Genomic DNA, 26,381 nt, shown 5'->3' on the forward strand with positions numbered 1-26,381 from the left:
CGCGCACCCGCCACACCATGCTAGTGAACACGTGTCGCATTGGGGCCCAAAGTCCGAAAGCACCATTGCGAACAGGCAGTTGGCACGACATCGGACCGGACCCGCCGCCACCGCCTCGAGCACGGGTCCACCTGGCCGCCGTCAGTCGCAGCCGTTCACCGTGAATGAGCATGTGCCTTTTCCCGTCGGTGGATGGTTCGAGGACAGTCGGCGCGAGCTGCGGCGATCAGGATCTCGCCGACCGACGTGCGTCGGTCGGTCGGTCGTCCGTCCGGCGTGGATCGAGGTGGACCCGCACGTGCCGGGAGAGCAGGTCGAGTGCATGGGCGATTTCCGGGCCGGTCCGGCGCCGTTCAGCGTATCGGTCTCGGCCCAGCAGGCAGTGGGAGTCCGGCATGCTGCGCGCGTACAAGAGGTTGGGCCAGGGCGCCATTTCGGCGAGCGCGCACGTGTCACCCGGTGGGCCACCGCACCGTTGGAGACGCGGACGATGAGGTGGCTGCCGATCGCCCCGGGGGATCGTGCCGGGCGCGCAGCGATGGACCGGCCTGCTCGATCTGCTGCGTCAGGGCGGCGTGATGGTCCCGCGGCAGTGCCCCGGCCCCGATCTGCTGTTCGGCCTCCGCGTGCAGAGGGATGCCCGGCGCGGTCAGCACGGATCCGGCCAGACGCCCCGCTCGGACAGGTGGAGAACGAGGGCGGCGATGTTCCAGGCGTCGTCGTCGCCCCGGTGGTGACGGCCTTCGAGTCGCCGCCCGGCGATCTCCAGGGCCCGCGCCATGCCGGGGCGTTTGCGCAGGCCGAATGCCTCGGTGAAGGCCGCTTTGGCGTTGGTGTGCTGCCGGCCGAAGGGATAGGGCGTCCCGGTGTCCTGGCACTGCCGGGTGAACTGGTTGCGGTCGTAGTCGCCCCAACTGGCCCACGGGCGGGACCCGGCGTGGTGTTCGGCCGCCAGCAGCCGACACGCCTCGGCGAAGTCGACCCCGCCGTCCACCTCGTCCTGCGTGAGGCCGGTCAACTCCGTGCAGAACTCGCCGACCGTGGACCGGACGGGACGTACCAGGATCCGGTGCCGGGCGAGGCGCGCCGCGGTGGCCAGGTCGACGACGGTCAGCCCGATCTCGATGATCTCGCTGACCGCGCCCGGCGGTTCGCCGCGGGCCCAGCAGGTGGCTTCGACATCCACGACGTTCAGGAGCCGCTCGGCGCCGGTGTTGTCCATGGCGGGAAGCGTAGGGACGAGTGGCGGCCGGAGCACCTGGGTTTTCCTGCTGCGGTGCGGATGCGGCGGTGCCGCCACCCCCGGGCGGCGCACGGCGGGGGTCGCCACCGGGAGGGACTTGGCGAGTTGAGCCACGAGGCGGGACTGGGCGGTGTGGTATTCGATCGCCACCCTGCCCTTGCCGGTGCGACAGGGCGAGCCCGCGTAGCCAGTAGCTATACGAGCGCAGGCCCATGAGTCCAATTGGACTCGTACCGGCCGGCATTCGCGGAGATCGCACCGGAAGGGCCGTCCATCGGGCCCGCCCGATCCACCCGATCCCGCCCGCCCCCGGTTGTCGTCCCCGACGAAGAAGCGCCGCCGAACCTGTCCGGATCGCCGACGCCCGCCGGGGGCGATGTGGGTGACCCTCGGCAGGGTGCCGCGCGCACCCCGCCGACCAGCCGACCAGCCGAGCAGCCGAGCAGCCGACCGGCCGACCGAGCAGGGCAACGAAAGGGAGAACCCACATGGACGTATACATCTCCATCGACATGGAAGGCGTGGCGGGCATCGCCACCATCGACCAGATCGTGCGCGGAGGCGGCGGCTACACCCGGGCGCAGGAGATGATGACCGGCGAGGCGAACGCGGCGATCGAGGGCGCGTTCGCGGCGGGCGCGGACAACGTACTGATCAACGACAGCCACGGCACGATGGACAACCTGATCGCGCGCGACCTGGACCGGCGGGCCCGGGTGATCCAGGGCAGTCCCAAGGCCCAGTGTATGGCGCACGGCCTCGGCGACAACCATTCGGTGGCGCTGTTCATCGGCTATCACGCGGCGGCCGGCGCGCCGGGCGTCCTCGCGCATACCTTCTCCTCCGACTTCGCGTCGGTACGCCTGAACAATCGTCCCGTCACCGAGGCCGAGGTCAACGCCCTGCTCGCGGCGCAGCACGGCGTCCCGGTCGGCCTGGTCACCGGGGACAACGAGGTCTGCGCGGCGACGGCGCAGGCGTTCCCCGGGGTGATCACCGTCCCGGTCAAGACGGCCGAGGGAATCACCGCGGCGAACAGCGTGCATCCGGCCGTGGCGCAGGATCTGATCCGGGCCGGCGCCGCGGCGGCGGTGGAGAAGTCCGCGAAGGTCGAACCGTTGCCGCTCCCCGAGAAGTTCCTCTTCGAGGTGGGCTTCCAGATCCCGCTGGCCGCCGAACTCGCGGCGTCCGTGCCGGGCGCGGAACGGGTGAACCCGCTGACCGTGCGCTATGCGGCGGCCGGGCCGGACGAGGTGATCGGCCTGATCAACGTCTGGGCCACGATCGCGGCCCACTCGGCGCGGTCACGGCTGCCGATGATGGCCGCGCGGTAGTAGCCGGGGTCGAGCAGTGGCGGTATGGCCGGCCGTTGATGGCGAGAGCAATCTCGGTCCGCCGGCGCCGAGTTCGCGTGTTCGCCGCCTCGGTCACCGCGGGGTGGGCTCTGCTCGGCGCACCGGCTACGCGAGTCCTGCGCGAGTCGAACCTTTTCCGGTCCCGTCCGAGGACGCGGCGGGAGCGGCGCCGGCGGCGGGGGCATGGCGCGCGGCCAGATCGCGGAACAGCGCGTTGTTGAGGTGGAAGGCGTGGGTGACCTCGCCTGCGACGCGGTGGGCGTCGTCCTCGCCCACCGGCAGGGTGTCCAGGGCGGCGCGGTAGCGGCGGCGGTACGCGCCAGGGTCCCGGATGTGTTCGAAGTGGTAGAACAGCGCGCCTTCGTGGGTATGGCCCCAGGCTGTGGCGGCGAAGCCCCGGACGATCTGGCCGCCGGCCAGGTCGCCCATGTACCGGGTGTAGTGGTGGGCCACATAGCCGGCCGGCCACTCCCGCGCGACCTCGCGTACCCGCGCACAGTAGACGCGGGTCGCCGGGAGCGGAACCAGGGCTCGGTCCCAGTGCGGCCCGTCCAGATACGCCAGGTCGCGCTCCAACGCGGGGACCCGCAGCAGCACGGGGTCCAACAGCGGGCGCACCAACGGATGATCGGCCAGGGACTCGGCGGCGGCCTCCAACTCACGGTAGACGAAGAAGAGTTGGCGCGACAGCGCGGCGAAGGACACCGCATCCAACCGACCACCGAGCAGGTTGGCCATGAACGGCGACTGCCGGGTGCTCTCATGTTCGGCCCGCATCGCAATCCGCATCCGCTCGGACAGGCACGCCGAACCCTCGGCACGACCCGCTGCGGGCCACCTCGGCTCCACGGCAACCTCCTCCAAAGTCTTCGCATACCGCGGCGTCCGGTCGGGACGCGCACACCAGTCGTACGTCCATCCGGGCCCGCGACTCGGCATTGTCACCCGACCGTCGGCGTGTCCAGACCTCGCCGACACGAACCCCCCGGCGGGCCGGCGATGTCGTGACCTCGCCCCGGAGTCTGCGATCCCGACCACCCGGGCCGGCTCACGCCCGCCAAATCGACGCGGCCCAAGCGGCCTGGCCGCCCTGGCCGGCGCGGCCGGCCTGACCGGCGCGGTCCTGCCGCAGCCGCTCGTCGCCGATCGCGGCGTTCCTCGGCCGAGCTCCCGTCGGCTTCCCCGTCGACTCGGCGTGGTTCCGGGTTGGTTCCGGGTTGGTTCCGGGTTGGTTCCGGTGCGGAGTCGGCGTGTCTGCCGACATCCGTCCCGGTCTTCGTCGCTATCCGTGCTACCTTGAACCCAGTTGCAGTTGTGGTACCCATGAACTTTGTGTGCACCTGACGGGCGTGATCCGTGGGTGCATTTTTTGTTTTACCGGTCATCTCCGGATGGGCTCCGTGCGGCGACGCGGAATCGCACGACGTGGATTCCGGTACTGCTTCCCACATGAAGGAGAACGACATGGCGACCACTGGCACCGTGAAGTGGTTCAACGCGGAAAAGGGCTTCGGCTTCATCGAGCAGGACGGCGGCGGCCCGGACGTCTTCGCCCACTACTCGAACATCGCCGCCCAGGGCTTCCGTGAGCTCCAGGAGGGCCAGAAGGTCTCCTTCGACGTCACCCAGGGCCAGAAGGGCCCGCAGGCGGAGAACATCGTCCCCGCCTGAGGTCCCACGCACCGCACACCGTGCGGGGCTCGCGCCTTTGGGCGACGGGCCCCGCACGGTGTTTTTTTGTACGCGGGCGTCACGACGCCCGGCCTCTCCGCCGGTGGTGACCGCCGCACCGCCGCCGGCCCGCCCCCGCCGCCCGGGGCCCACATCGCGAGGCCGCCGTAACACCTCGGCCCGGGCCCGAGCCCGGGCCCACCGTTCGGCCTCGGCTCCGCGTACGAAGACCCCTGACCGACCCCTGCCCGACCTATCCCGGCCCCGAAGCCGCCGGCCACCACCGCTCCCCCGTCGAGCGGCAACGTGGCCGCGCCTCGGGGCCGTTGGCATGTCCACGACCACCGCATCGGGACACCTCGGCAGAACCCTTGCCTCCAGACCTTCACTTCCCTACTCTTCTAGTACTTTGGTTCTTCGGGGAGGTGGGCGTGTTTCGACTCGATGCCGGGTCCGGGGTGCCGATCTATCGGCAGCTCATGCAACAGGTGCGGCAGGAGGTGTTGCTCGGGCGGTTGGGGCCGGGTGACCAGTTGCCGACGGTCAAGGAGGTGGTGGACGCGCTGGCGGTGAATCCGAACACGGTGGCGAAGGCGTATCGCGAGCTCGAACACGAGGGCGTGGTACACAGCCAGCAGGGGCGCGGCACGTTCGTCGCGGCCTCGCCCGCGACCCGGCCGATGGACCTGCCGCCGGCGTTGTTGGCGTCGCTGAGCCGGTGGGTGGGCAAGGCCCGCGCACAGGGCTTGACGGCCGAGCAGATGCGGTCGTTGTTGGCGGTCGCGCTCGACGAACCCGACACTCGTACCGACGATCTGGCCCGCGGGGGTGTGGCATGACGGCCATCCTGGAATGCGCCGACCTCGGGCACGGCTACCGGCGCAACACCTGGGCGCTGCGCGAGTGTGCGCTCGAAGTTCCGGCCGGGAGCGTGGTCGCACTGGTCGGGCCGAACGGCTCGGGCAAGACCACCCTGCTGCACGCGGTGGCCGGCCTGCTGCAACCCACCACCGGCACCGTGCGGATCGCCGGCGCGCCGCCGGGACAGCGGCTGGACCGGATCGGGTTCGTCGCCCAGGACTCGCCGCTGTGGCCGAGGTTGCGGGTGGCGGAGGTATTGGAGATCGGCCGGCAGCTGAACCCGCGCTGGGACATGGCGATGGCCACCGCGCGGATCCGCCGCCTCGACATCCCGCCCCGCGCCCGGATCGCCGCACTCTCCGGCGGCCAGCGGGCCCAGGTCGCACTCACCATGGTGCTCGCCAAACGTCCCGAACTGCTGCTCCTGGACGAGCCGTTGGCCAATCTCGATCCGCTCGCCCGACGCGAGTTCCTGGCCTCGATGTTCGACGCGTGTGCCGAATCGGGCGCCGCGGTGGTGTTCTCCTCGCACGTGGTCGCCGAACTGGAGCGGATCTGCGACCACTTGGTGGTGCTGCGCGACGGTCGGATCCGGCTCGCCGGGGACATCGACGACCTGCGTGACGAACACCGCGTGGTCAGCGGGCCGGCGGGGTGGGTGGTCCCCGAACCCGGAGACGGGCAGTGGCAGGTGGTCAGCGCGTACGCGGGCGCCGGCCGCAGCAGCGCGCTGATCCGACCGGGCAGCGCGACGCTGAGCGGGCCCGGATTGCAGGACAGCGAGCCGACGTTCGAGGAACTGGTCCTCGGCTACCTGGACAACACCCGCGGCGACGCGACGGAGGCGCTCACATGAATCGGCTGATCTGGCTCCAACACCGCGGCCAGGTGCTCTGGTTGCTGGCCACGCTCGTCGCGCTGGCGGGCTGGTTGTTGTTCCTCGACCACCTCGCCGACGGCGACCTGAGCGCCGTGGCCGTCCAGTGCGACCTGGGCAGCGGGCAGGTGCGTCACGTGTGCGGGCCCTTCGTCGACGACTACCGCACGCTGATGAATACGCTCGCCACGGGGCTGCCCGCTTTCGCGGTCGTCTGCGGTGCGTTGCTCGGCGCGCCGCTGGTGGCTCGGGAGATCGAGCAGCGCACCCATTTGGTGGCGTGGTCACAGTCGGTGTCCCGGCGACGTTGGTACACGACCAAGGTCGCCGCCGTCGGCGGGTGCCTGGTCCTGGCCGGGGCGGTGACCGGCACGGTGGCCTACCGGTTGGAGGGCACGTTCGGCCGCGGCGGCTCGATCACCCGGTGGCCGTGGTTCCACGCGATGGGATTCTCCCCGGCCGTCGACGCACTGGTCGCGTTCGCGTTCGGGGTGACCGCCGGCGCCGTGTTGCGGCGTACGCTCCCGGCGCTGGCGGTGTCCCTGGTCGGCACGTTGGCGGTGATCCTCGGGATCGGCGGACCGTTCGTCGCGGCCGGCTCGGACGACGACTCCGACCCGTTCTGGCTCTACCAGTTCGGGTACGCCGGGATCGGCACCGCCGTAGCGGTGGCGACCCTCGTCGCGGGCTGGTTCGCGACCCGCCGGCAGACCCCTTGACGATCCGCCGGCGTCCGATGGGTCGGACGATGGGTCGGACGATGGGTCGGACGATGGGTCAAATCAGGGGCCGAGCGGTGAGCCGGATCATGGGTCGCGAACGATGAGCCGGACGATGAGCCGGACGATGGCTCGGACCACACGTCAGATCAGCGGCGTGATCTGGTCGTCGCGGCCGAGCAGGGCCTTGCCGTAGATCTCGTAGTTGACGGCCGGCAGCGTCACCGCATGCCGCGCGGCCACCGCCGAATCGCGCCAGATCCGTTGCAGCGGGCTGGTGTCGGCGAAGCCGGCGGCGCCGTGGGCGGACATCAGCAGGTCGATCGCCTTCGTGACGTGCTCGATCGCCCACGCACTGTCCGCGCGGACCCGGGCCCGGCGCAGTACGTCGAGCCGACCGCCCTCCCGCGCGGCCCGGTCGATGTCGTCGGCCGCGCGGTAGGCGTGCAGGTGGGCGGTGTCCAACAACAGGGCGGCCTCGGCGAGTTGCAGTTGGAACGCCACCGAGTCGGCCTGCGCGGTGAATTGGGTGTAGGCGATCCCCTTCGTCGCGGCGCTGCTCTCGACCAGGCGCAACGCCTGGCGGCCCAGGCCGAGTTGGGGGCCGACCAGGGGCAGTACGAGCATCGGGACGAGGGCGGCGCGATACAGCGCCTCCTCGGGGTTCTCGACGGGGTATCGCCCGTCCAGCGCGGCGGGCAGCGACAGGATCCGGTGGTCGGGGACGAACACGTCGTCTGCGGTGAGGCAGTTGGATCCGGTCGAGGACATCCCGGCGACGAACCAGGTCTCCTCGATGCCGAGATCCGCCCGTGGGATCAGCATCATGACCTGGTCGACGACGGTGCCCTGCTCGTCCGGGACGAGGGCGCCCAATACGGCCCAATCGGCGTGCCAGGAGCCGGAGTTGTAGAACCAGCGTCCGCTCACCCGCAGGCCGCCGGCGACCTTGACGGTCTGCTCGGTGGGGACCAGCGCGCCGGCCACCCTGGCATCGGGGTTGTCCGCCCACACCTCACGTTGGGCCCGCTCGGGGAACAGCCCGGCGGCCCACGCGCAGATGTTGCACAGGGCCACCACCCACGCGGTGCCGCCGTCGGCCTCGCCGACGGCGGCGGAGACGTCGAGCATCCGGCGGACGGTACCGGCGTTGCCGCCGTGCCGGCGGGGCTGGCCGAGCTTGAAGGCGCCGGCCGCGGTGAGCGCGGTGATGCTCTCCTCGACGACGCGGCGATCCTGTTCGCCGCGCGCGCTGTTCGCGGCCAGGAGGGGTTGTAAGTCCCTGATCCGGGCCAGGAGTTCCTCGGGCGTGGGCGCGGTGTCCGAGGCCTGAGCGGGGCTGATGGTCACAGCCTGCTCCCTTCCGGGTGGAGGGTGGTGGGCATGGGACGCGGGTCCGGCTACGAGCGGATTGCGCAGTCTGCCGCCACCGGTGAGCAGCTGCCGGCGACCGGGTGTCAGCCTGCGCCGCCGGCGAGCACACCGTCAAGAGCGAATCCATTTCCGGCGGGAAAGCGTCCCTGGGCCGAACCGATGGTTCCGGTCCGGCGACCGAACCGGCCCCGACGGTGCGGCACGGTGTGCAGGCCGGCCCACCCGGGCCGGCTCGCCGGGCCTCCTCCGGACCGGAATCACCACGTCCGGCGGAGGCGCCCCTCGCCCGACCTGCCGGACGTGCCTGAACGTGTGTGGCGCCATGATCGAGAACTCGGCCGCGTCAAGAACTCGGCCGCGTCGCCCGCGCCCGACCGGGATCGTGCACTCGCCCACTCCCAGTCGGGCCGTGCGTGCCGTGCCGTGCCGTGCCGAAATGCGCGGTGAACCACTCACGGCCAGGATGTACCGCCGGGTGCGGCACGGCGCCCCTGAATCCCACCCACCCGACGCCGGAACCAAAGCCCCCGTTCGGGGAGATCGCCGCGGCCGGTCCGTGACCACTCGGATGGCAAGTCGTTGGAAGACTGTCACGGCCGCCGCACCCAACCCCTGACGGCCCGGCCCGCGAAGAACGGAACACCCATGACAAGCGCGGCAGCACAGTTCCCCGCCCAGGCGACGCCCGAACCGCACGCACCGGCATCGCGCGGCGAACGCCGCACCGGGCGCTCCGACGAAACCGCCTTCGACGACACCGCCTTCGACCACACCGCCGCGGACCGGTCCGCATGACCCACGACACCACCGCGACCCCCGGTACCGGCGACCAACGAGCCGGTCTGGCCTGCGCGGCCTGCGGCGCCGACCTGCGCGCCGCCCAGGACGCCGTGGTCACCGGAGGCACCCCGGCGGCCCAACTCCTCGCCTGCCCGGGTCCCTGCGCCGAACTCCTCACCGGCGACCCCCAGGGCCTCCCCCAGGCCCCGACCCCCTTGGCCATCCGCATCGGCCGCCACGAAGGATGGTCCTGGTAACCCCCGCCGCCCGCACCGGGTTCGCCGACGTCGCACACCGCCGAGCCCCGGCGCCGGCGGCCGGATACGATCCGGTGGCCGTGCGCCGGGGCCCGTTCCCCATGGGGTCAGCAGGAGAGGTTGCCGCCGCCCACGTCGGTGCCGAGGACGCCGACGAACTTCTTGTAGAGGTTGATGCGGTCGTTGCGCTGGTCGGGGTTCTTGCCGTTGCATTCGAGGTCGCCGTTGATGCTGCGGATGGTCTCGCCGAAGCCCTTGTTGTTGACCATCGCGTCGTGCCCGGTCATCGAGCCCGCGCCGCGCTGGCTGTTCCAGAACCACAGGCCGGTCTTCCAGGACACGGCGGCGTTCCTCTCGACCTGGTACGGGTCGTGCAGCAGGTCGATGTGCAGCGCGTCGCCGGCGGCCTTGTAGTTGAAGTTCCAGCTCAGTTGCAGCGGGCCGCGGCCGTAGTAGGCGCTCTCGCCGGCCGGACAGCCGTACGGTTGGGACTTGTCGCAGTAGTGCGGGTAGTTGGCCTTGTTCTGTTCGACGACGTACTTCAGACCGCCGGTCTCGTGGCTGACGTTGGCCAGGAAGGCGGCGGCCTCGCGCTTCCTGGTGTTCGTGTCACCCGTGTTGGCGAACGCGGGATAGGCGCTCAGCGCGTCGGTCAGACCCTGGTACGTGTAGAAGGAGTTCCGCCCCGGGAACATGTTGTCGAACTGCGACTGGCTGACCACGAACGAAGCGGTGGCGCCGGTCTCCGCGCCGATGGCGGTCGAGGCGTTCGTCTGCGCGACGGCGGCGAGCGCCGCCACGGCGGCGGCCGAGGTGGCGACGGCCAGAACACGACGTACGGACATGCTGGTCTCCCTACGCGACAGGAGGGACCGCGAGACGCGGTCGGGACCGGCCAAGTCCACCAGCCGGCCGACCGAATCGATGGCGGATCTCGGCCGTTCACCCGAACGAGCCCATAAGTCATACGAGTTGGCCTCGAACCGACGGTCCGATCGACCCGAGCCGCGCGCCCGGTCCGGGACATCGCCAAAGCCCCGCGCCGGCGGCCGGATAGCCCTACCCAATCCTCCATAAGTGTCATATAAAGCCTCAACACGTGATTTTCCGAGCACTTCAGGCAACCCTTTCGTTTGCCGTCGCGTTCCTCATCGGGTTGCCGATCACGTGCCGGCTCTGCGAAGGAGAGACAAACGCTGATGCGTACCACTCGTGTTTTCTGCACCGCCGTGGCCACGGGCCTGCTCGCCGTGGCGATGGGTGGCGTCGCCACTGCCACTGAAGGTCCCGGCCCGCAGACCAAGGACGTCAAGGGCGGCGAGGGATTGTCCGGCATCATCGCCGGACACCACGAGGAGTCGGTCGCCAAGATCGGGTCCGGGCACCACCACTGCCGGCACGAATGTGACGTCGAGAAGCCGGTCAAGCCGGCCCACCACCACCACGAGAAGCCGGTCATCAACAACATCACCAACGTGACCCACATCCACCACCACGTGCACAACCACAAGGCGGAGCCGGTCAAGCACAAGCCCGCGCCGGTGGTCGGCAAGCAGACCAGGCGGCACCCGGTCGGCGCGGTCGCCGCCGGCTCCGGCGGCAGCACCCACAACGACAACACCCTGATGGGAATGGGTGCCGCGCTGGCCGTCGCGGGCGCGGGGGCCGGTGCGTTCGCGCTGCGTCGGGGCAGCCTGCGTGGCTGACGCACCCTTCGTTCGCCGCTTCGGCCGTCGCCTCGTCCTGGCGGCGGCCGTTGCGGCGATGGTGTGCGGCGTCTACCTCGCCGTACTCGGCTACCAGGAGCAACGCCCGCCCGCGGCGGCCACCGCAGCGCCCCGGGCCAAGGCCACCGCCACGGCGCCGGCTTCCGCACCCGCCGCGCCGGCCCCCCTCGCCGACGGCGGCACCAACGCGCCCCCCGCCGACGCCGGCGCATCGGCACCTGCCTCGCCGGCCCCGCAGGGCCCGATCCTGCCCCGTGCCGAACCGGTCGGTGTGGACGTCGCGGAGATCAACCTCCACGCACCGGTGACCGCGGTCGGCCTCGACGACGACGGCGCCGTCAAGGTGCCGCCGGCCGACGGCGACCGCAGGTCCGGCTGGTACGACCAGGGGCCCACCCCCGGCGAACTCGGCCCCGCCGTGATCGTCGGCCACCTCGACTCGTCCTCCGGCCCGGCGGTGTTCTTCGACGTGGGCACGCTGCGCGCCGGCGCCATCGTCGAGATCCGCCGCGCCGACCAGAGCACGGCGATCTTCACCGTCGACGCCGTCGAGCGCTTCACCAAGTCCGACTTCCCGACCGAGCGGATCTACGGGGACGTGGCCAGGGCCGAACTGCGCCTGATCACCTGCGGCGGCGACTACGACCGCGCCCACGGCGGCTACCAGGACAACACCGTCCTGTTCGCCCACCTGACCGGCTCCCGCTGACCGGCGTCGCCGACATCCACCGCGATGTCGGCGACCGGCCGTTCCCCCGCCCGGAAGCCCGCCGCCGCACCCATTGTTCAGCGTCCGTGAACGATAGGGCAGGATCCTGCACACCACGTGTCGGATCGGCGGGAATGGGCGGAATGATGGAACGGGCCGAAATGGAGATATTCCTGACGCTCGCGGAGGAATTGCACTTCGGTCGTACCGCCGCCCGACTGCACATCTCGCCCGCGCTGGTCACCCAGACCGTCAAGAAGACCGAACGACGGCTCGGCGTCACCCTGTTCGCCCGCACCAGCAGACGGGTGGCGCTGACCGAGGTCGGCCGGTGCCTGCGGGACGACCTGCTGCCGCTGTACCAGGGCATCCGCGTCGCCCTGGACCGCGCCGAACTCGCCGGGCGCGGCATCACCGGCACCCTCACCGTCGGTTTCATGGGCACCCAGGCCGGCCGCTTCGTGTCCGCCGCGCACAACGTCTTCGAACGCCGGAACCCGGACTGCGCGGTACGCGTGATCGAGGCCCAACTGCACCACCACGCGACGCAGTTGCCCGACGGTACCGCCGACCTGCTGTTGCTCCCGCTGCCCATCGAGGAGCCGGACCTGACGGTGGGTCCGGTGATCACCCGCAGCCCCAGGTACATGTGCCTGCCGACCGGCCACCGCCTCGCCGAGCGGGCCGAGATCTCGGCCGAGGAACTCGCGGGCGAAACCTTCGTCGGCCTGCCCGGCTCCGTCCCCGCCTACTGGACCGACTTCCACATGCCCCGCCACACCCCCGGCGGCCGGGAGTTCCATCGATACCCCGAACCGTGCGGCACCTACGCCGAAGTCCTGACCCTGGTCGCGGCCGGTCGCGCCATCGCCCCGGGCGACGCCCAACTCCCGCTCCTCTACCAGCGCCCGGACGTGGTGTTCGCCAAGGTCACCGACCTGCCACCGGTCGAACACGCCCTGGTGTGGCGCACCTCCGACGACCCCGACAAACGTATCCGAGCCTTCGCCGACGTGGTCGTGGAAATCGCCCCGGCCCTCACCCCACCGAATGCGACCCTCACCGGAGCGAGCCCGAGGACCGGATGACACCGGCCTGAACCGGCCCCAACAGGTCGGCTCGGCGCGCCGATCGGCGGCGACTTCGAGCCTCCGGCCTCGGGCCGCCGAATTCGGGTGCGGCCCGGCGCCCGGACGGGGGGCCGGGCGCAGGGCCGCTCGTGGGGACCGACCACGGGGGGAGTCGGCGCCCACGGGAACCACTTTTCACCGTGCAAGTGCCGCCGCACAACCCCCGGTTGGAGTACAACAACGCGGGCTCCCGGGTACTTGGCGTACGCATGGCCGTGCGGAGAGCAACCGGTGTCGGCGGATGATGTCCATCGTCGCGGCATCGAACGTCCCGCGATCCCCGGTCGGCGGCGGTCGTGGCCGCGATATCGACAGCCGCACCGGAATCACTGGAATAGGCCACTGGTTGTTCTTCGTTGCTGGTGATCATGACCACGGATCCCACGGACAAGACGGATACCGACGCCCGATCGGCCCTGACCGACGCCGGATTGGCCCTGACCGCAGCCCGGGCCGGCGCGGCCGTGGTCCGCGACATGTACGGGACGTCGCCCACGCGGTTCGCCAAGTCCGCCGGCGACTTCGCGACGGCCGCCGATCTCGCGGCGGAGGAGACGATCCTCGACATCCTGCGCGATGCCCGCCCCGACGATGCGGTGACCGGCGAGGAGAGCGGGCAGTCCGGCGCGGCCGACGCGCGGCGCCGGTGGCTGGTGGATCCGCTGTGCGGCACCTTGAACTACGCCGTACACAACATGCTGGTCGCGGTGAACGTCGCGCTGCGGGTCGGCCCGGACGTCACCGCCGCCGCGGTGGCCGACCCGTTCAACGACGAGGTGTTCTGGACCGACGGCAGCCGCGCCCACGTCCGCCGCAACGGCGTGGACGAGCAGCTCGCCCCGTCCGCCGACGCACGCCTGGTGGACCTCAATCTCGACCCGCCGTTCCCGAACGCGCCCGGCTTCCTGGCGGCCCGCCTGCTGACCGAGCCGGAGTTCATCGAGCAGCACTTCCGCCCGCGCGTGGTCTCCAGCACGCTCGCGGTGGCGTGGGTCGCGGCCGGCCGCCGGGCCGCCTATGTCACCGACGGCCCGTTGCGGGACAGCGTGCACTTCGCCGCCGGCCTCGCGCTGTGCGAGGCGGCCGGCTGTGTGGTGACCGACCTTCGGGGCGAGCCGCTGCACTCCGGCGCGGGCGGGCTGATCGCGGCGGCCGACCAGGAGACGCATGCCAGGCTGCTGGCGATGGTCGCGAACCAGACGGCGGCCGACCGGTAGGCCCGGACGCGGCGTCACGTCGAGGTCGGGTCGAGGTCAGGTCGAGGTCAGGTCGAGGATCGCGGTGTCGTCGTGGGCGGCCAGTACGCGTAGGTAGCTACCGGGGCCCTGGTCCCGGAAGTTCGGGCCGGTGGAGCCGGCGCAGGCCGACATGAACCCGCCCGGATAGATGTACGCCACGCAGCCGACCCCGAGATCGCCGGCCACGTAGGCGCCCGGCCCCTCGTCGACGCGGAAGCCCACCTTGCCCGCCGTCACCGACTGCACGGAGATCACGTACGGCTTGCCGTCGATCGGCAGCGTGACCGGGCCGAAGACGGAGATCCGGCAGGTGCCGTCGCGGCACGCGTCGAGGTCGGTGCCGTCGTCGGCGGTGATCGAGGGGGACGACGGAGCGGACGGGGACCACGGCGACGACGGGTCGGCCGTCGGCATGGTGTCCGGTGTCGGGAACGCCGGGGCCGTGGCGCGGGCCCTACTGGGTGTGGCGGCGACCAGGTCGGACCCCGAGGAGTCGCAGCCGGCGGCGGACAACAGGACCAACCCGGCCACTACGGCGGTCGGTAGGCGGCGCATGGCATCCCCCCTGGGGTCGGCCGGTCGGCCGAATCGTCCCGAGGCTAGGCACCGCGCCCCGGGCCGGTCCGGCGTTTCCCGCACGAGCACCCGAAGAGGTGAATCCGCGGCCCGGGATCCGGCGCGCGCCGGCGTTCACCCCACGGTGCCGACGCTCGCCTGCGCACCCGCCTGTGCGCCCGCCGGCGCCGTGCCGGCCCGGTGCGCGCTCGGGCTCACTCCGCGCACCCGCTTGAACGCCGCGCTGAACCCGAACGCGTCCGCGTAGCCGACCCGGCGGGCCACCGCGGCCACCGTCGCGTCGGGCTCGGTCAGCAGGTCGGCGGCCAGGGTCATCCGCCACTCGGCCAGGTAGGCGCCGGGGGTCGCGCCCACCAGGCCGTGGAAACGTTTCGCGAAGGTGGTCCGGGACACGCCCGCCTCGGCGGCCAACGTGGCCAGCGTCCACGGGCGTTGCGGCGCCGCGTGTACCGCGCGCAGCGCCGTGCCCACGATGTCGTCGCCCAGCGCGCGGTACCACGCGGGCGAGCCCGCCTGCGGGCGGTCGAACCAGTCGCGCAGCGTGCAGACCAACAACCAGTCGAGCAGCCGGTCGCGGACGATCTGCCGGCCTGCCGGAACCGCGAGGACCTGCGCCTCGAGGTAGCCGAGCAGCGCGCCGCAGTCCTCGCTGTCGGCGACCACGGCCACCGGCGGCAGTACGCGCAACAGGCGCTGCGGCACCTCGCCGCCGACGTGGTAGGTCCCGGCCAGGACGACCGTCCGTCCCGCCGCCGGCGCCGGACTCTCCGCTCCCGGCGGGGAATCCGCGCACACGTCGCAGATCAGCTCCGGCCGGTCGAGCGCGGCGAGGTCGTCGGTGAACACGAACGGCTCGGGTCCGCGGACCACCGCCGTCTCGCCCACGCCGACCCGGTAGGGGCGGCCGTCGCCCGGCCCGACGATCCAGCCCGCGCCGCGCAGCGGGATGAACAGGGTCAGCGGCGCGCCCGCGGTGAAGCGCATCGCGCACGGCGGCTCCAGTACCGATCGGGCGAGCACGGCGCCGTTGGCACGCACGCCGCGCAGCAGATCGTCGAGCGGGTCGTTCATGCGCACCACGATAGGCGGTCCGGACGAACGCACATGCGTGCCGTACGCGCGCCCATGTCCGCCGCCGCCGAGCGGGAGTTGACTGTGGTGCATGACGACGGAACAGCCGACCTCGACGACGCATGCCAACCCCGCGAGCCTTGCGGGCCCGGCGAACCCCACGCACCCAACGCACCCCACGCAGCACCCCGCGCACTCCACGCGCTCCGCGCACCTCGCGGACGAGATCCTCCTCCTGGCCGCCACCGGCAAGACCGGTCGCCGCCTGGTCGCCCGACTGCGCGCCGAGGGGCGCACGGTACGGGCCGCCTCCCGCTCCGGCGACACCCGGTTCGACTGGACCGAGCCCGCCTCGTGGCCGGCCGCGACCAAGGGCGCCAAGGCGGTCTACCTGGTGGCGCCGGAGGACCCCGCGCCGGTGGCCGACTTCGTCGCGCAGGCGACGGCGGCGGGCGTCGCTCGTTTCGTGGTGCTCTCCGGGCGGGGCATGGACCACGTCTCGGCCGAGTTCGGCGCGGGGATGATCGCCGCGGAGCGGGCGGTTCGCGAGTCCGGCGCACAGTGGTCGATCATCCGGGCGAACAACTTCGATCAGAACTTCACCGAGGACCTGTGGCGGGAGCCGCTGAGGTCGGGCCGGCTCGCACTGCCGATCGGGGCCACCCCGGAGCCGTTCGTCGACGTCGAGGACGTCGCCGAGGTCGCGGCGGCGCTACTGACCCGGGACGGCCACACGGGTCGGGTCGTCGACGTGTCCGGGCCCGAGGCGCTCACCTTCGGCGCGGCCGTCGAGACGATCGCGCGGGCGAGCGGACGGTCGATCCGGTACGTGGAGCTGACGTCCGAGGAGTACGAGGCCGAACTCGTCGCCGAGGGCTGGCGACCGGCCGACGCGGCCGGGATCGGCGCGATGTTCACCACGATGCGCGCCGGTCATCTGGCGGCCCCCGCCGACGGTGTGCGTAGGGTCCTCGGCCGCGAGGCGACGGACTTCACCACCTTCGCGATCCGCGCGGCGGCGGCGGGCGCCTGGGCCTGACCCGGGCCGACGCCGAGGGCGCGCTACGACGCACCGTGGTTCAGCGGCGCGCCCCGGGCGTTGCGGGGTCTGTTGGCGACCGGCGTGAGCGCGTCGAGCATGGTGGCCAAGTTGGCGCCGGTGCGGGCGAGTTCGGTGCGCGGGTCGGATTCGGCCAGGATGCCGGCGCCGGCCCAGAGCCGGATGCCGTGCGGGCCGGCCTCGGCGCAGCGCAGCGCGATCACCCAGCGACCGTCGCCGTGTCGGTCCATCCAGCCGATCAGGCCGCCGTAGTAGCCGCGCGGGTGGGTTTCGAGGCGGTTGATCAGTGTGCGGGCGGCGGTGCGGGGCAGGCCGCAGACGGCGGGGCTCGGGTGCAGGAGCGCGGCCAGGGTCAGTGCGTTGGGGGCGGGTGGGCGCAGTTGGGCGCGGATCCGGGTGGACAGGTGCCACAGCCGGGGGCCGGCCTCGACCAGGGGCTGTTCGGGGATTTCGAGCAGGCCGCAGATCGGCGTCAGCCGGTGGCGCAACTCGTCGACGAGCAGGCGGTGTTCGCGCAGGTCCTTGGTCGAGTTCAGGAGCGCCGTGGCCTGGGCGCGGTCGCGGATCGGGTCGTGGTGGCGTGGGGCGCTGCCGGCGAGGGGGTTGAGCAGGAGGTGGTTGCCGTGCCGGGCCAGGAGCAGTTCGGCGGAGGCGCCGAGCAGGATGCGTCGGTGTTGTTGTTGGCGGCCGGGTTCGAGGTCGACGTGGAAGACGTGCGCGGTGGGGTTGTTGCGATGCAGCCGGTGCAGCGTGGTGGTGGGGTCGACGTGGCCGGTCAGGGTGAGGCTGCGGGCCAGGACGACCTTCTCCGCGTCGCCCGCGCGGAGTCGGCGGATCGCCTCGCCGACCGCGGCCAGGTAGCCGGGGTCGGCGATGGGCGGCCGGGCGGTGCGGGCGGCGGGCGCGACGGCGACGGTGGTGCGGGCGGAGCTGCGCAGCCGGCCGATGGCCAGGACGGCCGGGGTGCTCTCGTCGAACGGGAGCGCGCCGACCACACATTGCCCCGGACCGGCGTGCCGCAGCGCCCGTTCGGCGGTGAGCGCGGCGCGGGTGAACTGGCCGGGCCCGGGCCGGATCGCGAGTGGTGGGCCGGGGTGGGCGCGCAGGATGTAGCGCGGCGTGGCGAGCAGGAAGGCGGCCGGACCGTGGTGGCGCATCGTCGACTCCTGGTGTGCGCGAAGGGGTCAGCCGCGGGGCAGCGCGCCGGCGACCTCGGTCATGGCGAAACGTTCGTCGTCGTCCGGGCCGGCCACGAGCCGGGTCGCCCATACCGCTGTCCCACGTCGTCCCTCGATCCCGACCACCCACACATCCCCGACCCTTCCCCGCCTCCGAGACACCGCCGTCCGCCAGTAGTCCAACACCCGAAGCCCCCCACCGACAGGGCGCACAGAGGTGGTGCACTCACGTCAGGGCGCACGACAACACCGTCCGCACGCCGCACGACTCGCCCCGGGGGGCACCCGAAACCCCACCCCGACCGAGCGCCACACCCACCACCCCGACCCGCCCCGACGCACCCCGGCGAGGTCGGGAATCGCCTCGGCGGGCACGACGCCGATCGCCGTCGATCGATGGACTCCCCCACGCTTTCCGGCGCCAGGTGCGCCAGGATCGTTCTCGGAGATCCGATCGACACCGATCCGAGGCGGGAGCCCGATGCACGACTTGCCTGCCGCCGCCGATGTCGATCCCGGCGAGGTCGCCCGCCGGCGACTCGCCTTCGCCGAACTTGCCACCGCCGAGCTGCGCGAGCAACTACGCCGACACGGGCGGGCGTTCGCCACCGAGGGCGACCCCACCGCGCTCCCCGACTTCCTGGCTGCGGCAATCGAGGCGCTGTCCCGTCGCACGGACGGGGAGTTCGGTACGGACGGGGAGTTCGGTACGGACTTCACCGTCTCCGTCGCCGCGATGATCGACGGCGCGGTCCTCGATCGCACCGAAATCCACCGGGGCCTCGACTTCGCCATCGCCTCGATCGTCGCGATCCACGCCCACGTCCGGTCCGGCCGCCGGGTACACGTCTTCGCCCTGGACGACGACCGCGCCTCGCGATACCACCGAATCGCCCGGGAATACCTCGACTTCGCTGGAATCACCGCCGTGCACCTGACCCCGCGCGAACCGGGGCGGTCCACGACGTCCCTCGCGGACGAGATGCGGCACAGATACTCGACGGATGTGGTGTACGCGGCGCGGGACACCTTCCTCGGGGACGCACTGCTCCTGCGCCACCTCGGCCACGACCGCTTCCCGAACGATCGACATGTGGCGTTCGTGGACGAGGTCGACACCATGGTCATCGAGTCCGGTGGTGTCGAGGTGTGCCACACCTGGTCGCCGACCGTGGACGAAGCCAGATACGCGGCGCTCGCCGAGTGGGCCGAGAAGATCGTCCGGGTCACCGACTACACGGTCTCCGATTCGCTCGAGCGTGTGGTTCGCCCGACGCCGCACGCCCTCGCCGAGTTGGCCGACCGCTTCGGCCTCACCGACCTCAGCTCGCCGACCGCACGCACGGCGCTGGCCATCGACGCGGAGTTGGCCCTTCGGGCGCTCGTCTGCTTCCACGACGGCGTCGACTACGACATCGTCGAGGAACGCGTCGAGCCGAGGCCGGAGATCGACGCATTCGGTGGTGTGGCGTTCAAGGGCGCGCTGGTCCTGGCGTTGACGGCCAAGGAGGGTTTGCCGATCCACGGCGCGGAACGGATCCACACCGTGGTCAACATCCGCGATCACCTGCGCAAGTACGCGGTGATCCGGGGCCATTGCCGGCTGATCGCGTCCTTCCGGGCCGAGTTGGCGTCGTTGTACGGGATCCCCGTCGTCGATCTTCGGCCGATGGCTTTTCGTGGCATCGACGAACAGCACGCCGAGTACATCGAGTCTGTGCGAATCCACGACGCGGGCCGGCTGCGCTGGTGGGCCGGGCTGGGCGAGCAGGAGGACAGGTATCGGGCCGAGCGGGCCAGGACATCCGCCTCGGCCGGCCTGCCACCCGCCGATGTCGCCCGGTTGCTCGAACCGGCCGCGCCCGGCCTGGCCCGGGCCGGGCGCCCGCTCCGCCGTCCGGTCACGGTGGATACGCTCGCCCTCTCCTACGCGGACGCGTACGCAGGAGCCGACCAGGCATGGCGTACGCGCTCGGCGGGCCTGTTCCGCGAGGAACTCGACCGATCCTGGTATGGACACGTCGACTTCACGGCGCGGCTCATGGAGACGTATCCGGATCGCGACGTCGACGAACTCGTGGCGCACACGGTCACGGCATTCGAGGTGTGTCTGGCGGAGGCGGCCCTTCGTGGGGTCGGGCGGGTTCTCGGGGTTCGAAGCGTCACGAGCCACACCCGTCACAGCAGACGTGCCCAGGCCCAATCACGCGGACTGCTCGAGCACTTGGAAAGCCGCAACACACTCCTCTCGGAGCAAAACACTCTTGAGGTGTCAAGTCTCAGGTTGGCGCCCTGAGGCGACCGCGGAGGACCGGGTGGATTGGGAAGAGAGGCGGCTTTGCGGGGCGGGCCGCCGCTCCGTCTATGCTCGGGCCCATGGCACTGGAGTGGGAACAGATTATCGTCGACTCTGCCGACCCCGTCGCTCTCGGGCGCTGGTGGGCCGAGGCTCTCGGCTGGGTCGTGGTCGACGAATCCGAGGAGATCATCGAGATCCGGCCTGAGCCGGACCGGATGCCGGGCCTGCTCTTCGTGCCTGTTCCCGAGGGCAAGACGTCGAAGAACCGGCTCCACCCCGACTTCCGCCCGGACGACCAGGAGGCCGAGGTCGTCCGGCTGCTGTCCCTCGGTGCCCGGCGCGCCGACACCGCGCAGGACGGGCAGCACTGGGTGACCCTCCTCGACCCGGAGGGCAACGAGTTCTGCGTCTTGAGCAAACGCAAGAGTTGAGCGGAGATCGGGCAGTTGTCCGGGCCCCGACGTCCCACACGACAACACGGACAGAATGGGCTGCCGCCCGCCGCCGAGGCGGTACCAACCTCATGCGACAGCGCAGCCAAGCAGTGCGGCAGCTCCTGATCTCGACACCGAACTCCCGCCCAAGGCGTTCGCCGCGTTGACCCGACGACGCGACTGAGGACCCCGGCTCACGCTGGGGCCCTCAGTCGCGATTCGACATCTGAACCGGGCCAACGCTGCTGAGCGTTGCCTTTCCCGCAAGAACTACCGGGATCCCTCTGCTCGGCGCGGCGCTGGTCCAGCCGGGCCAGGGCCGCCACGATCTGCGGCGCGATGAGCCCGGACTCCTGCTCCGGCTCGCGCGGCGCGAGCGGCCGCTGATGCGTTGCCACCGCCCGCCGGATCTTCCCCGCCCACAAGTACCCGCCGCCGGAGGCCAAACGGCAAGCTGAGGTTCAGGCGGTTGTGCTCGTGAACGGCCCGGCCGGGCCGAAGGACTCGGTCGCGAAGCGTTCGGCGATGCGGTGGTGGGTGGCCGGGTCCGGGTGCAGGGCGTCGGGGAGGGGGAGTTCGGCGAAGTCGGCGTCGCCGTAGAGGGTGCGGCCGTCGAGGTAGTGCAGGTTGGGGTCGTCGGCCGCACGTTGGGCGACGATGCGGGCCAGTTCGTCGCGGATGACGGTGAGCGTGAGCTTCCCGGCGGCCCGCTCGGCGGGGTCGCCCGTGGCCCGGAAGCGGATCTTGCCGGCAGCCAGGTCGGTGAGGTCCGGGGCGCTGGGGCCGGGGATGTCCTCGTGGATCGGGCACAACACCGGCGAGACGACCAGCAGCGGGGTGGTGGGATGCCCCTCCCGGATCGTGTCCAGGAATCCGTGTACGGCCGGGGTGAACGCCCGCAGCCGCATCACGTCGGTGTTGACCAGATTGATCCCGATCTTGACGCTGAGCAGATCCGCCGGCGTGTCCCGGATCGCCCGCGCGGTGCACGGATCGAGCAGCGCACTGCCGCCGAAGCCCAGGTTGACCAGCTCCACCCCGCCGAGCGAGGCGGCCAACGCCGGCCACGTCGTACTGGGACTCGCCGCGTCGGAGCCCTGGCTGATCGAACTGCCGTGGTGCACCCACACCCTGCGGCCGGTCGCGGGCAGCGGTTCGACAGGGGCATCGGTGCGCAGCGCGACCAGCCGGGTGATCTCGTTGTGCGGCAGCCAGATCTCGACGTGCTTCGCCCGATCGCCGAGCCCGTCGAACCGAACGGTGCCGACCGGCCCGGGTCGCGTCTCGACCGCGCCGGTGGCCATGTCCACCACGCACACATTGCCGCCGGCGACCCGGCCGTGCCCGACCGGCCGGCCGTCGACGAGCAGGTCGTAGACCCCATCGGGGCGCGGCGGAGCCCCCACGTACGACATCTTGGTCGGCAGCGTGTCCAGCTCGACCACGCTCGCCCGGGTCCGGAACACGACCCGCACCCCCGACGGCTGCGCCTCCGCCATCGCCAACTGCCCGTCGGCGAGCTGCGCCCGGGCCCGGGCGGGCAGGCGGTGTGGCAGGATCCCGTCCCCGGTCCACTCCAGTTCGAGCGCGCCACGCACGAGCTCGGCGGCGATGGGCGTGGTGACCCAGCCGGTTTCCGGGGACGGGGTGGCGGAGCGGGAGGCGGTATCGGGACCGAGGGCGGGACCGGGGCCGGGGTCGGGGTCGGGGTCGGGCGCGGGGTTCATGTGCCCACCTTCTCAACCCGTATAGGTGAAACGCACACGCATTTTCCTGGCGCCGCGGCCGATCAGCCGACGAACAGCCGACGATCAGCCCCGGTCAGCCGCCGACCGACGTGCCCGCCGGCACCGCGGCGGGCCGTTCGGAGGCGCCGGGCCGGCGGGCGCCGAGCAGGAGGCGGGCGCATTCCACCGGGTTGTCCCGGGCCGGGCGGCGGGTGATGGCCGGGCCCAGGGCGCAGACGTTGTCGAGGCGGTGGTGGCTGATCGCCAGCACGCTGCGGGTCAACGGGCGGTACTCGGGGCCGACCTGATCGATCAACAGGTCACCGACATCGAGCGAGGCCCGGGCCCGGGACGTGGTCTCCACGAGCAGGGCGCGGATCGCCGGGGTGTCCCGACCGGCGACCAGGTCGGCCGTGCTGACGCCGTATCGGTCCAGGTCGGCCCGCGGCAGCCAGTTCCGTCCCTCGGCCAGGTCCTCGGCCAAGTCGCAGAGCAGGTCGGTGCGTTGGAAGCCGTCGGCGAACGCCCGCACGGTGGCCGCGAATTCCTCGTCCGAGACCAGATGCGGCGTCATCCCGGTGCTGAGCATCGCGCCGGGCCAGGTGAACGTGTCGATGTAGCGCTGATATTCGGCCTCGTCCGCGAACTCGGGAGAGTCCAGTTGGGCGCGGCTGCCCACCAGGTAGTCGTCCGCCCACCGGCGCGGCAGCCCGTACTCGTGGGCCGCGTGCAGATAGGCCCGCAGCAGCGGATGCGTCGCGGTCCCGGTGTCCAACGCCGCCCGCACCCGCGTCGCCCACGCCTCGAACCGCGCCCGCCGGCCCGCCGCGTCACCGCGATCGCAGACGTCGTCGGTCAGGTACGCCATCGCGGCGCCGACCAGCGCGTGCGGCAGGAAGTGCGCCGGTGCCAATACCCGCAACGCGCCCCAACCCGCCGTCTCCCGGCGGCGCATGAACACCGCGGCGGCGGTGTAGTCGGCCCGCAGCGTACGCTCGCGCACGCCCGCCGCGTCCAGGCAATACCGCCACGACCGCATGAGTCTCCCCGCCGAATCTCACCGGCGAGTATCACCGGAAATCTTCCGATCTTCATCACGGAGAGTATCAGTCCCCATCTCGTCGGGGCCGGACCCGTACGGCAGTACCGCGCACACCGTCCAGCCGCCGTCCGGGTCGGGGCCGATGTCGAGGCGGCCGTCGAGCATCGCGACCCGTTCGCGCATCCCGATCAGGCCGTGCCCCATCCCGTCGCCGGGCGCCTGCGCGCCGCGCCCGTCGTCGCCGATCCGCAGTTCCAGCGCGTCCTCGCGATAGCGGACCACGACCTTCGCGGTGGCCTGGGGGCCGCCGTGCTTGCGGGTGTTGGTCAAGGCCTCCTGGATGATCCGGTACGCGGTGAGCGCGACGGTGCGCGACGGGTCCACCGGGACACCCTCCACCGCCAGGCCCACCGACATCCCCGCGCGGCCGACCTGGTCGACCAGGTCGGCCAGGTGCCGCAGGGTCGGCTGCGGGACCAGGCCCTCGGTGTCGCTCTGCGCGCGCAACACCCCCAACAGGCGCCGCATTTCGACGAGCGCCTCACGGCCGGTACGGGCGATCGTGTCCAGCGCCTCGCGGGCCTTGTCCGGCGCGCTGTCGATGGTCCGCGACGCGCCGTCGGCCTGGACCACGATCACCGACACGTTGTGCGCCACCACGTCGTGCAACTCCCGGGCGATCCGGGCTCGTTCGGCGGCTGCGGCGATCTGCGCCTGCTGGTCGCGCTCGAACTCGAGCCGGGTGGCCCGCTCTTCCAGTTCCGCGTAGTAGGCGCGGCGGGTGCGCATCGAGTCGCCCAGCACCCACGCGATGCCGAGCGAGACGGTCAGGAACGTGTACCCGAGCAGGCCGTCGCGCAGGCCCACGTCCAACACCGAGGACCATCGGATGTAGTAGAGCGTCGGCCCGGCGAACACGCAGGCCAACGCGATCCGCGCACCGCGCCGCGAACCGGACTTGGCCGTCGTGTACAGCACCATCAACACCGCGTAACCCGCCAGGGTGATCGCCTGGGTCACCACGAGCTGACCGGCCCCGGCGAGCATCACCACGCCGTACGCGGTCCGCGGCAACACCCGGCGCAACACCGCGCCGACGCAGTAGACCACGACAAGAATCCACGCCCACTGCAGGGCGAACCCGCTCGGCGCGTCGTCCGCCCGCAACTGGGTGTAGCTCAACAGCAGCAGCGGAGCCGTGAACACCGCGTCCACCACCACGGGATGGTCGCGCAGCCAAGCGTAGATTCTTTGCACACCCGGACGCTACGCGCGCAACCTCCCCGCAGGCGTCATCCGGGGCGGCGACCACACCCCTCCTTCCCAGGTCTCACCCCCACACATCCTTCGCCCTCCGCGCGGCCGGCGGAGATCGCACGGAAGGCTGACGACAACCAATCGGCGCTCCACCGAAGGTGGTTACCTCACCCACAACCGACGGCCGGCAGCACCGGACCAAGCCGCATCCGCATCCGCATCCGCATCCGCACATAGTCGGCCCCGCCCGGCCCCGGCCGCCGAGGCCCGAGGCACGGGCGCGGCCGTCGGTGTCGGCGGTCGCGCCGGGCGCAGGTTAGGCAAGCCTTGCTTCGAGAGTCGATCTCTGCTTGAGTTCACTCCTCAGAGGACCTGAGAAGCTGAGAAGCCGAGAACAGGAGTCGTGATGTTCCCCGAACACATACCGATGCCGACGCGAACGCGAACGCGGATGTCGCCGCCGATGCCGACGCCGACCGCCGTGCGCCCCGCCGGGGAGGGCCGGTGAAGAAGGGGCAGCTGGGTTTCCTGACCGGCAGTCACGTCGTCAACGACCTCTACCAGGGCGCCGTCCCGGCGCTGCTGCCGTTCCTGATGTCGGAGCGCGGCTACAGCTACTCCGCCGTCTCCGGGATCGCCCTCGCCGCGACCGGCCTGTCCAGCGTGGTGCAGCCCGTGTTCGGCATGCTGGTCGACCGCGCCGCCCGCGACTGGCTGGCCCCGGCGGGCTTCCTCACCGCGGCCGGTGGGATCGCCGCGGCCGGGGTCGCCGACAGCTACCTGCTCACCTGGCTGTGCGTGGCCATCGCCGGCATCGGCATCGCCGCCTACCACCCGGCCGCCACCAACCAGGCCCGCGCGGCCGGCGGGCGATCGCAGCGCGCGATGAGCCTGTTCTCGGTCGGCGGCACCCTCGGCGCCTCGCTCGCGCCGGCCCTGGTCACCCTGGTGATCGGCTCGCTCGGGCTGTCCGGTGCCTACCTGCTGGCCGTACCGGCTGTGGTGATGGCGCTGTTGTGGGCGGTCCGCGGCCCCTGGATGCGCAGCCGCGGCCACACCCCGGCGCAGCCCCTGACGGCAGCCGCCCGCACCGGCTCCGGCGGGCCGCAACTCGTGGACGACTGGCGGGCGTTCGGCACCCTGGTGACCGCGACGGTGGGGTGGTCCATCCCCTACGTCACCGTCGTCTCGCTGCTCTCCCTGCATGTGCAACGCGACCTGCACGCCTCCTCCGGCGCGGGCGCCGCGGCGCTGACCTCGTTCACCCTCGGCGGCGCGGCCGGCACCCTGCTCGGCGGCTGGCTCGGCGACCACCACGGGCGCACGATGCCCGTGCGCACCGGCTATCTCCTCGGCCTGCCGGCCCTGGCCGCGCTCGTCTTCGCGCCGACGTTCTGGACCGCCGAGATCGCCGTGGTGGTGTGCGGGATCGCGCTGTTCCTGCCCTTCGCGCCGCAGGTGACGCTGGCCCAGGACTACCTGCCCACCCGACCCGGCACCGCGAGCGGCCTCACCCTCGGCCTGGCCATGTCGGTCGGCGGTCTGGCCTCGCCGCTGTTCGGCCGGCTGGCCGACGCCCACGGGCTGCGCACCGCACTCGGGGTCGGCCTGGCCGTATTCGTCATCGCCGTCGTCGCCGGCCTGCGACTGCGCGACCGCACCCTGCCCACCGGCGAGCCGCCGACCCCAAAGCCCGAACCGGAGCCGGAGCCGGAACCGGCCACGGTGTAGCCGATCCCCACTCGCCCCCGAGCGGCCGGGCGCGGAGCGGTGACCCACCGACGCCGCCCCGGCCA

Annotated in this window: 25 protein-coding genes; 15 read left to right on the forward strand and 10 right to left on the reverse strand. The window is 71.9% G+C overall.

What is annotated here, in order from left to right:
- Positions 1-649: 649 nt before the first annotated feature.
- Entirely contained in the window at positions 650-1,222 is a 573-nt protein-coding gene (locus tag ABIA38_RS32215) for an exonuclease domain-containing protein (protein ID WP_424642419.1), read from the reverse strand.
- A gap of 509 nt (positions 1,223-1,731) precedes the next feature.
- On the opposite strand from ABIA38_RS32215, the gene ABIA38_RS32220 reads away from it, so the two are divergent.
- Positions 1,732-2,577, forward strand: a complete 846-nt coding sequence (locus ABIA38_RS32220; RefSeq protein WP_424642420.1) for a M55 family metallopeptidase — start codon at positions 1,732-1,734, stop codon at positions 2,575-2,577.
- 126 nt (positions 2,578-2,703) lie between these two features.
- Here the strand turns inward: ABIA38_RS32220 and ABIA38_RS32225 are convergent, their stop codons facing one another.
- Positions 2,704-3,387 carry a heme oxygenase (biliverdin-producing) gene (locus ABIA38_RS32225; RefSeq protein ID WP_424642465.1) on the reverse strand — a complete coding sequence of 228 codons (684 nt, stop codon included), beginning with the start codon at positions 3,385-3,387 and terminating at the stop codon, positions 2,704-2,706.
- 675 nt (positions 3,388-4,062) lie between these two features.
- Between ABIA38_RS32225 and ABIA38_RS32230 the strand changes: the two genes are divergently transcribed.
- The 4 genes from ABIA38_RS32230 (at position 4,063) to ABIA38_RS32245 (ending at position 6,726) form a co-directional block, all read left to right on the forward strand.
- Positions 4,063-4,269, forward strand: a complete 207-nt coding sequence (locus ABIA38_RS32230) for a cold-shock protein (protein WP_020554951.1) — start codon at positions 4,063-4,065, stop codon at positions 4,267-4,269.
- Positions 4,270-4,700: 431 nt separating this feature from the next.
- The gene (locus ABIA38_RS32235; protein ID WP_424642421.1) at positions 4,701-5,108 is read left to right on the forward strand and encodes a GntR family transcriptional regulator; all 408 of its coding nucleotides are present in this window, start codon (positions 4,701-4,703) and stop codon (positions 5,106-5,108) included.
- Positions 5,105-5,986 carry an ATP-binding cassette domain-containing protein gene (locus ABIA38_RS32240; RefSeq protein ID WP_424642422.1) on the forward strand — a complete coding sequence of 294 codons (882 nt, stop codon included), beginning with the start codon at positions 5,105-5,107 and terminating at the stop codon, positions 5,984-5,986. The genes ABIA38_RS32235 and ABIA38_RS32240 overlap by 4 nt, the downstream gene beginning before the upstream one ends.
- A complete protein-coding gene (locus ABIA38_RS32245) occupies positions 5,983-6,726 on the forward strand; it encodes a hypothetical protein (protein ID WP_424642423.1) in 744 nt (247 codons plus the stop codon). Before ABIA38_RS32240 ends, ABIA38_RS32245 begins: the two co-directional genes overlap by 4 nt.
- Before the next feature lie 144 nt (positions 6,727-6,870).
- Here ABIA38_RS32245 and ABIA38_RS32250 read toward each other — a convergent pair whose 3' ends face one another.
- Positions 6,871-8,076, reverse strand: coding sequence for an acyl-CoA dehydrogenase family protein (locus ABIA38_RS32250; protein WP_424642424.1), 1,206 nt, complete (start codon positions 8,074-8,076; stop codon positions 6,871-6,873).
- Between the two features lie 669 nt (positions 8,077-8,745).
- On the opposite strand from ABIA38_RS32250, the gene ABIA38_RS32255 reads away from it, so the two are divergent.
- The gene (locus tag ABIA38_RS32255) at positions 8,746-8,895 is read left to right on the forward strand and encodes a hypothetical protein (RefSeq protein WP_424642425.1); all 150 of its coding nucleotides are present in this window, start codon (positions 8,746-8,748) and stop codon (positions 8,893-8,895) included.
- Positions 8,892-9,137, forward strand: a complete 246-nt coding sequence (locus ABIA38_RS32260) for a hypothetical protein (RefSeq protein WP_424642426.1) — start codon at positions 8,892-8,894, stop codon at positions 9,135-9,137. Before ABIA38_RS32255 ends, ABIA38_RS32260 begins: the two co-directional genes overlap by 4 nt.
- Positions 9,138-9,244: 107 nt before the next feature.
- Here ABIA38_RS32260 and ABIA38_RS32265 read toward each other — a convergent pair whose 3' ends face one another.
- Positions 9,245-9,982, reverse strand: coding sequence for a chitinase (locus ABIA38_RS32265; protein ID WP_424642427.1), 738 nt, complete (start codon positions 9,980-9,982; stop codon positions 9,245-9,247).
- A gap of 354 nt (positions 9,983-10,336) precedes the next feature.
- Here ABIA38_RS32265 and ABIA38_RS32270 point away from each other — a divergent pair, with 354 nt between their 5' ends.
- From ABIA38_RS32270 to ABIA38_RS32285, 4 genes are all read left to right on the forward strand, one after another.
- A complete protein-coding gene (locus tag ABIA38_RS32270; protein WP_424642428.1) occupies positions 10,337-10,843 on the forward strand; it encodes a hypothetical protein in 507 nt (168 codons plus the stop codon).
- Positions 10,836-11,573: a class F sortase gene (locus ABIA38_RS32275; RefSeq protein WP_424642429.1), complete on the forward strand. Its 738-nt coding sequence runs from the start codon at positions 10,836-10,838 to the stop codon at positions 11,571-11,573. Before ABIA38_RS32270 ends, ABIA38_RS32275 begins: the two co-directional genes overlap by 8 nt.
- A 161-nt stretch (positions 11,574-11,734) precedes the next feature.
- Complete coding sequence (locus ABIA38_RS32280) at positions 11,735-12,661, forward strand: LysR family transcriptional regulator (RefSeq protein ID WP_424642430.1); 927 nt, start codon at positions 11,735-11,737, stop codon at positions 12,659-12,661.
- A 410-nt stretch (positions 12,662-13,071) separates the two neighbouring features.
- On the forward strand, positions 13,072-13,920 hold the full coding sequence (locus ABIA38_RS32285; protein WP_424642431.1) for an inositol monophosphatase family protein: 849 nt from the start codon (positions 13,072-13,074) through the stop codon (positions 13,918-13,920).
- A 36-nt stretch (positions 13,921-13,956) separates the two neighbouring features.
- On the opposite strand, the gene ABIA38_RS32290 is transcribed toward ABIA38_RS32285, so the two are convergent.
- Together ABIA38_RS32290 and ABIA38_RS32295 are read right to left on the reverse strand one after the other, a co-directional pair.
- Positions 13,957-14,496, reverse strand: a complete 540-nt coding sequence (locus tag ABIA38_RS32290) for a hypothetical protein (protein WP_424642432.1) — start codon at positions 14,494-14,496, stop codon at positions 13,957-13,959.
- A gap of 135 nt (positions 14,497-14,631) precedes the next feature.
- Entirely contained in the window at positions 14,632-15,588 is a 957-nt protein-coding gene (locus ABIA38_RS32295) for an AraC family transcriptional regulator (protein ID WP_424642433.1), read from the reverse strand.
- 91 nt (positions 15,589-15,679) lie between these two features.
- Between ABIA38_RS32295 and ABIA38_RS32300 the strand changes: the two genes are divergently transcribed.
- Positions 15,680-16,627, forward strand: a complete 948-nt coding sequence (locus ABIA38_RS32300; RefSeq protein ID WP_424642434.1) for an NAD(P)H-binding protein — start codon at positions 15,680-15,682, stop codon at positions 16,625-16,627.
- A 23-nt stretch (positions 16,628-16,650) separates the two neighbouring features.
- Here ABIA38_RS32300 and ABIA38_RS32305 read toward each other — a convergent pair whose 3' ends face one another.
- On the reverse strand, positions 16,651-17,805 hold the full coding sequence (locus tag ABIA38_RS32305; RefSeq protein ID WP_424642435.1) for an isochorismate synthase: 1,155 nt from the start codon (positions 17,803-17,805) through the stop codon (positions 16,651-16,653).
- 502 nt (positions 17,806-18,307) lie between these two features.
- On the opposite strand from ABIA38_RS32305, the gene ABIA38_RS32310 reads away from it, so the two are divergent.
- Positions 18,308-20,122 (forward strand): hypothetical protein, encoded by a 1,815-nt coding sequence (locus tag ABIA38_RS32310; protein WP_424642436.1) that lies wholly within the window; start codon positions 18,308-18,310, stop codon positions 20,120-20,122.
- Between the two features lie 80 nt (positions 20,123-20,202).
- Positions 20,203-20,556 carry a VOC family protein gene (locus ABIA38_RS32315; RefSeq protein ID WP_424642437.1) on the forward strand — a complete coding sequence of 118 codons (354 nt, stop codon included), beginning with the start codon at positions 20,203-20,205 and terminating at the stop codon, positions 20,554-20,556.
- Positions 20,557-21,020: 464 nt separating this feature from the next.
- Here ABIA38_RS32315 and ABIA38_RS32320 read toward each other — a convergent pair whose 3' ends face one another.
- The 3 genes from ABIA38_RS32320 to ABIA38_RS32330 form a co-directional block, all read right to left on the reverse strand.
- Entirely contained in the window at positions 21,021-22,286 is a 1,266-nt protein-coding gene (locus tag ABIA38_RS32320) for a GDSL-type esterase/lipase family protein (protein ID WP_424642438.1), read from the reverse strand.
- A gap of 94 nt (positions 22,287-22,380) precedes the next feature.
- Positions 22,381-23,325, reverse strand: coding sequence for a phytoene/squalene synthase family protein (locus ABIA38_RS32325; protein WP_424642439.1), 945 nt, complete (start codon positions 23,323-23,325; stop codon positions 22,381-22,383).
- An 18-nt stretch (positions 23,326-23,343) separates the two neighbouring features.
- Complete coding sequence (locus ABIA38_RS32330) at positions 23,344-24,585, reverse strand: sensor histidine kinase (RefSeq protein ID WP_424642440.1); 1,242 nt, start codon at positions 24,583-24,585, stop codon at positions 23,344-23,346.
- A 504-nt stretch (positions 24,586-25,089) separates the two neighbouring features.
- Here ABIA38_RS32330 and ABIA38_RS32335 point away from each other — a divergent pair.
- Positions 25,090-26,316 carry an MFS transporter gene (locus ABIA38_RS32335; RefSeq protein WP_424642441.1) on the forward strand — a complete coding sequence of 409 codons (1,227 nt, stop codon included), beginning with the start codon at positions 25,090-25,092 and terminating at the stop codon, positions 26,314-26,316.
- Positions 26,317-26,381: the final 65 nt, after the last annotated feature.

The sequence above is a fragment of the Embleya sp. AB8 genome, assembly GCF_049739465.1.
In the GTDB taxonomy this organism is placed as follows: domain Bacteria; phylum Actinomycetota; class Actinomycetes; order Streptomycetales; family Streptomycetaceae; genus Embleya.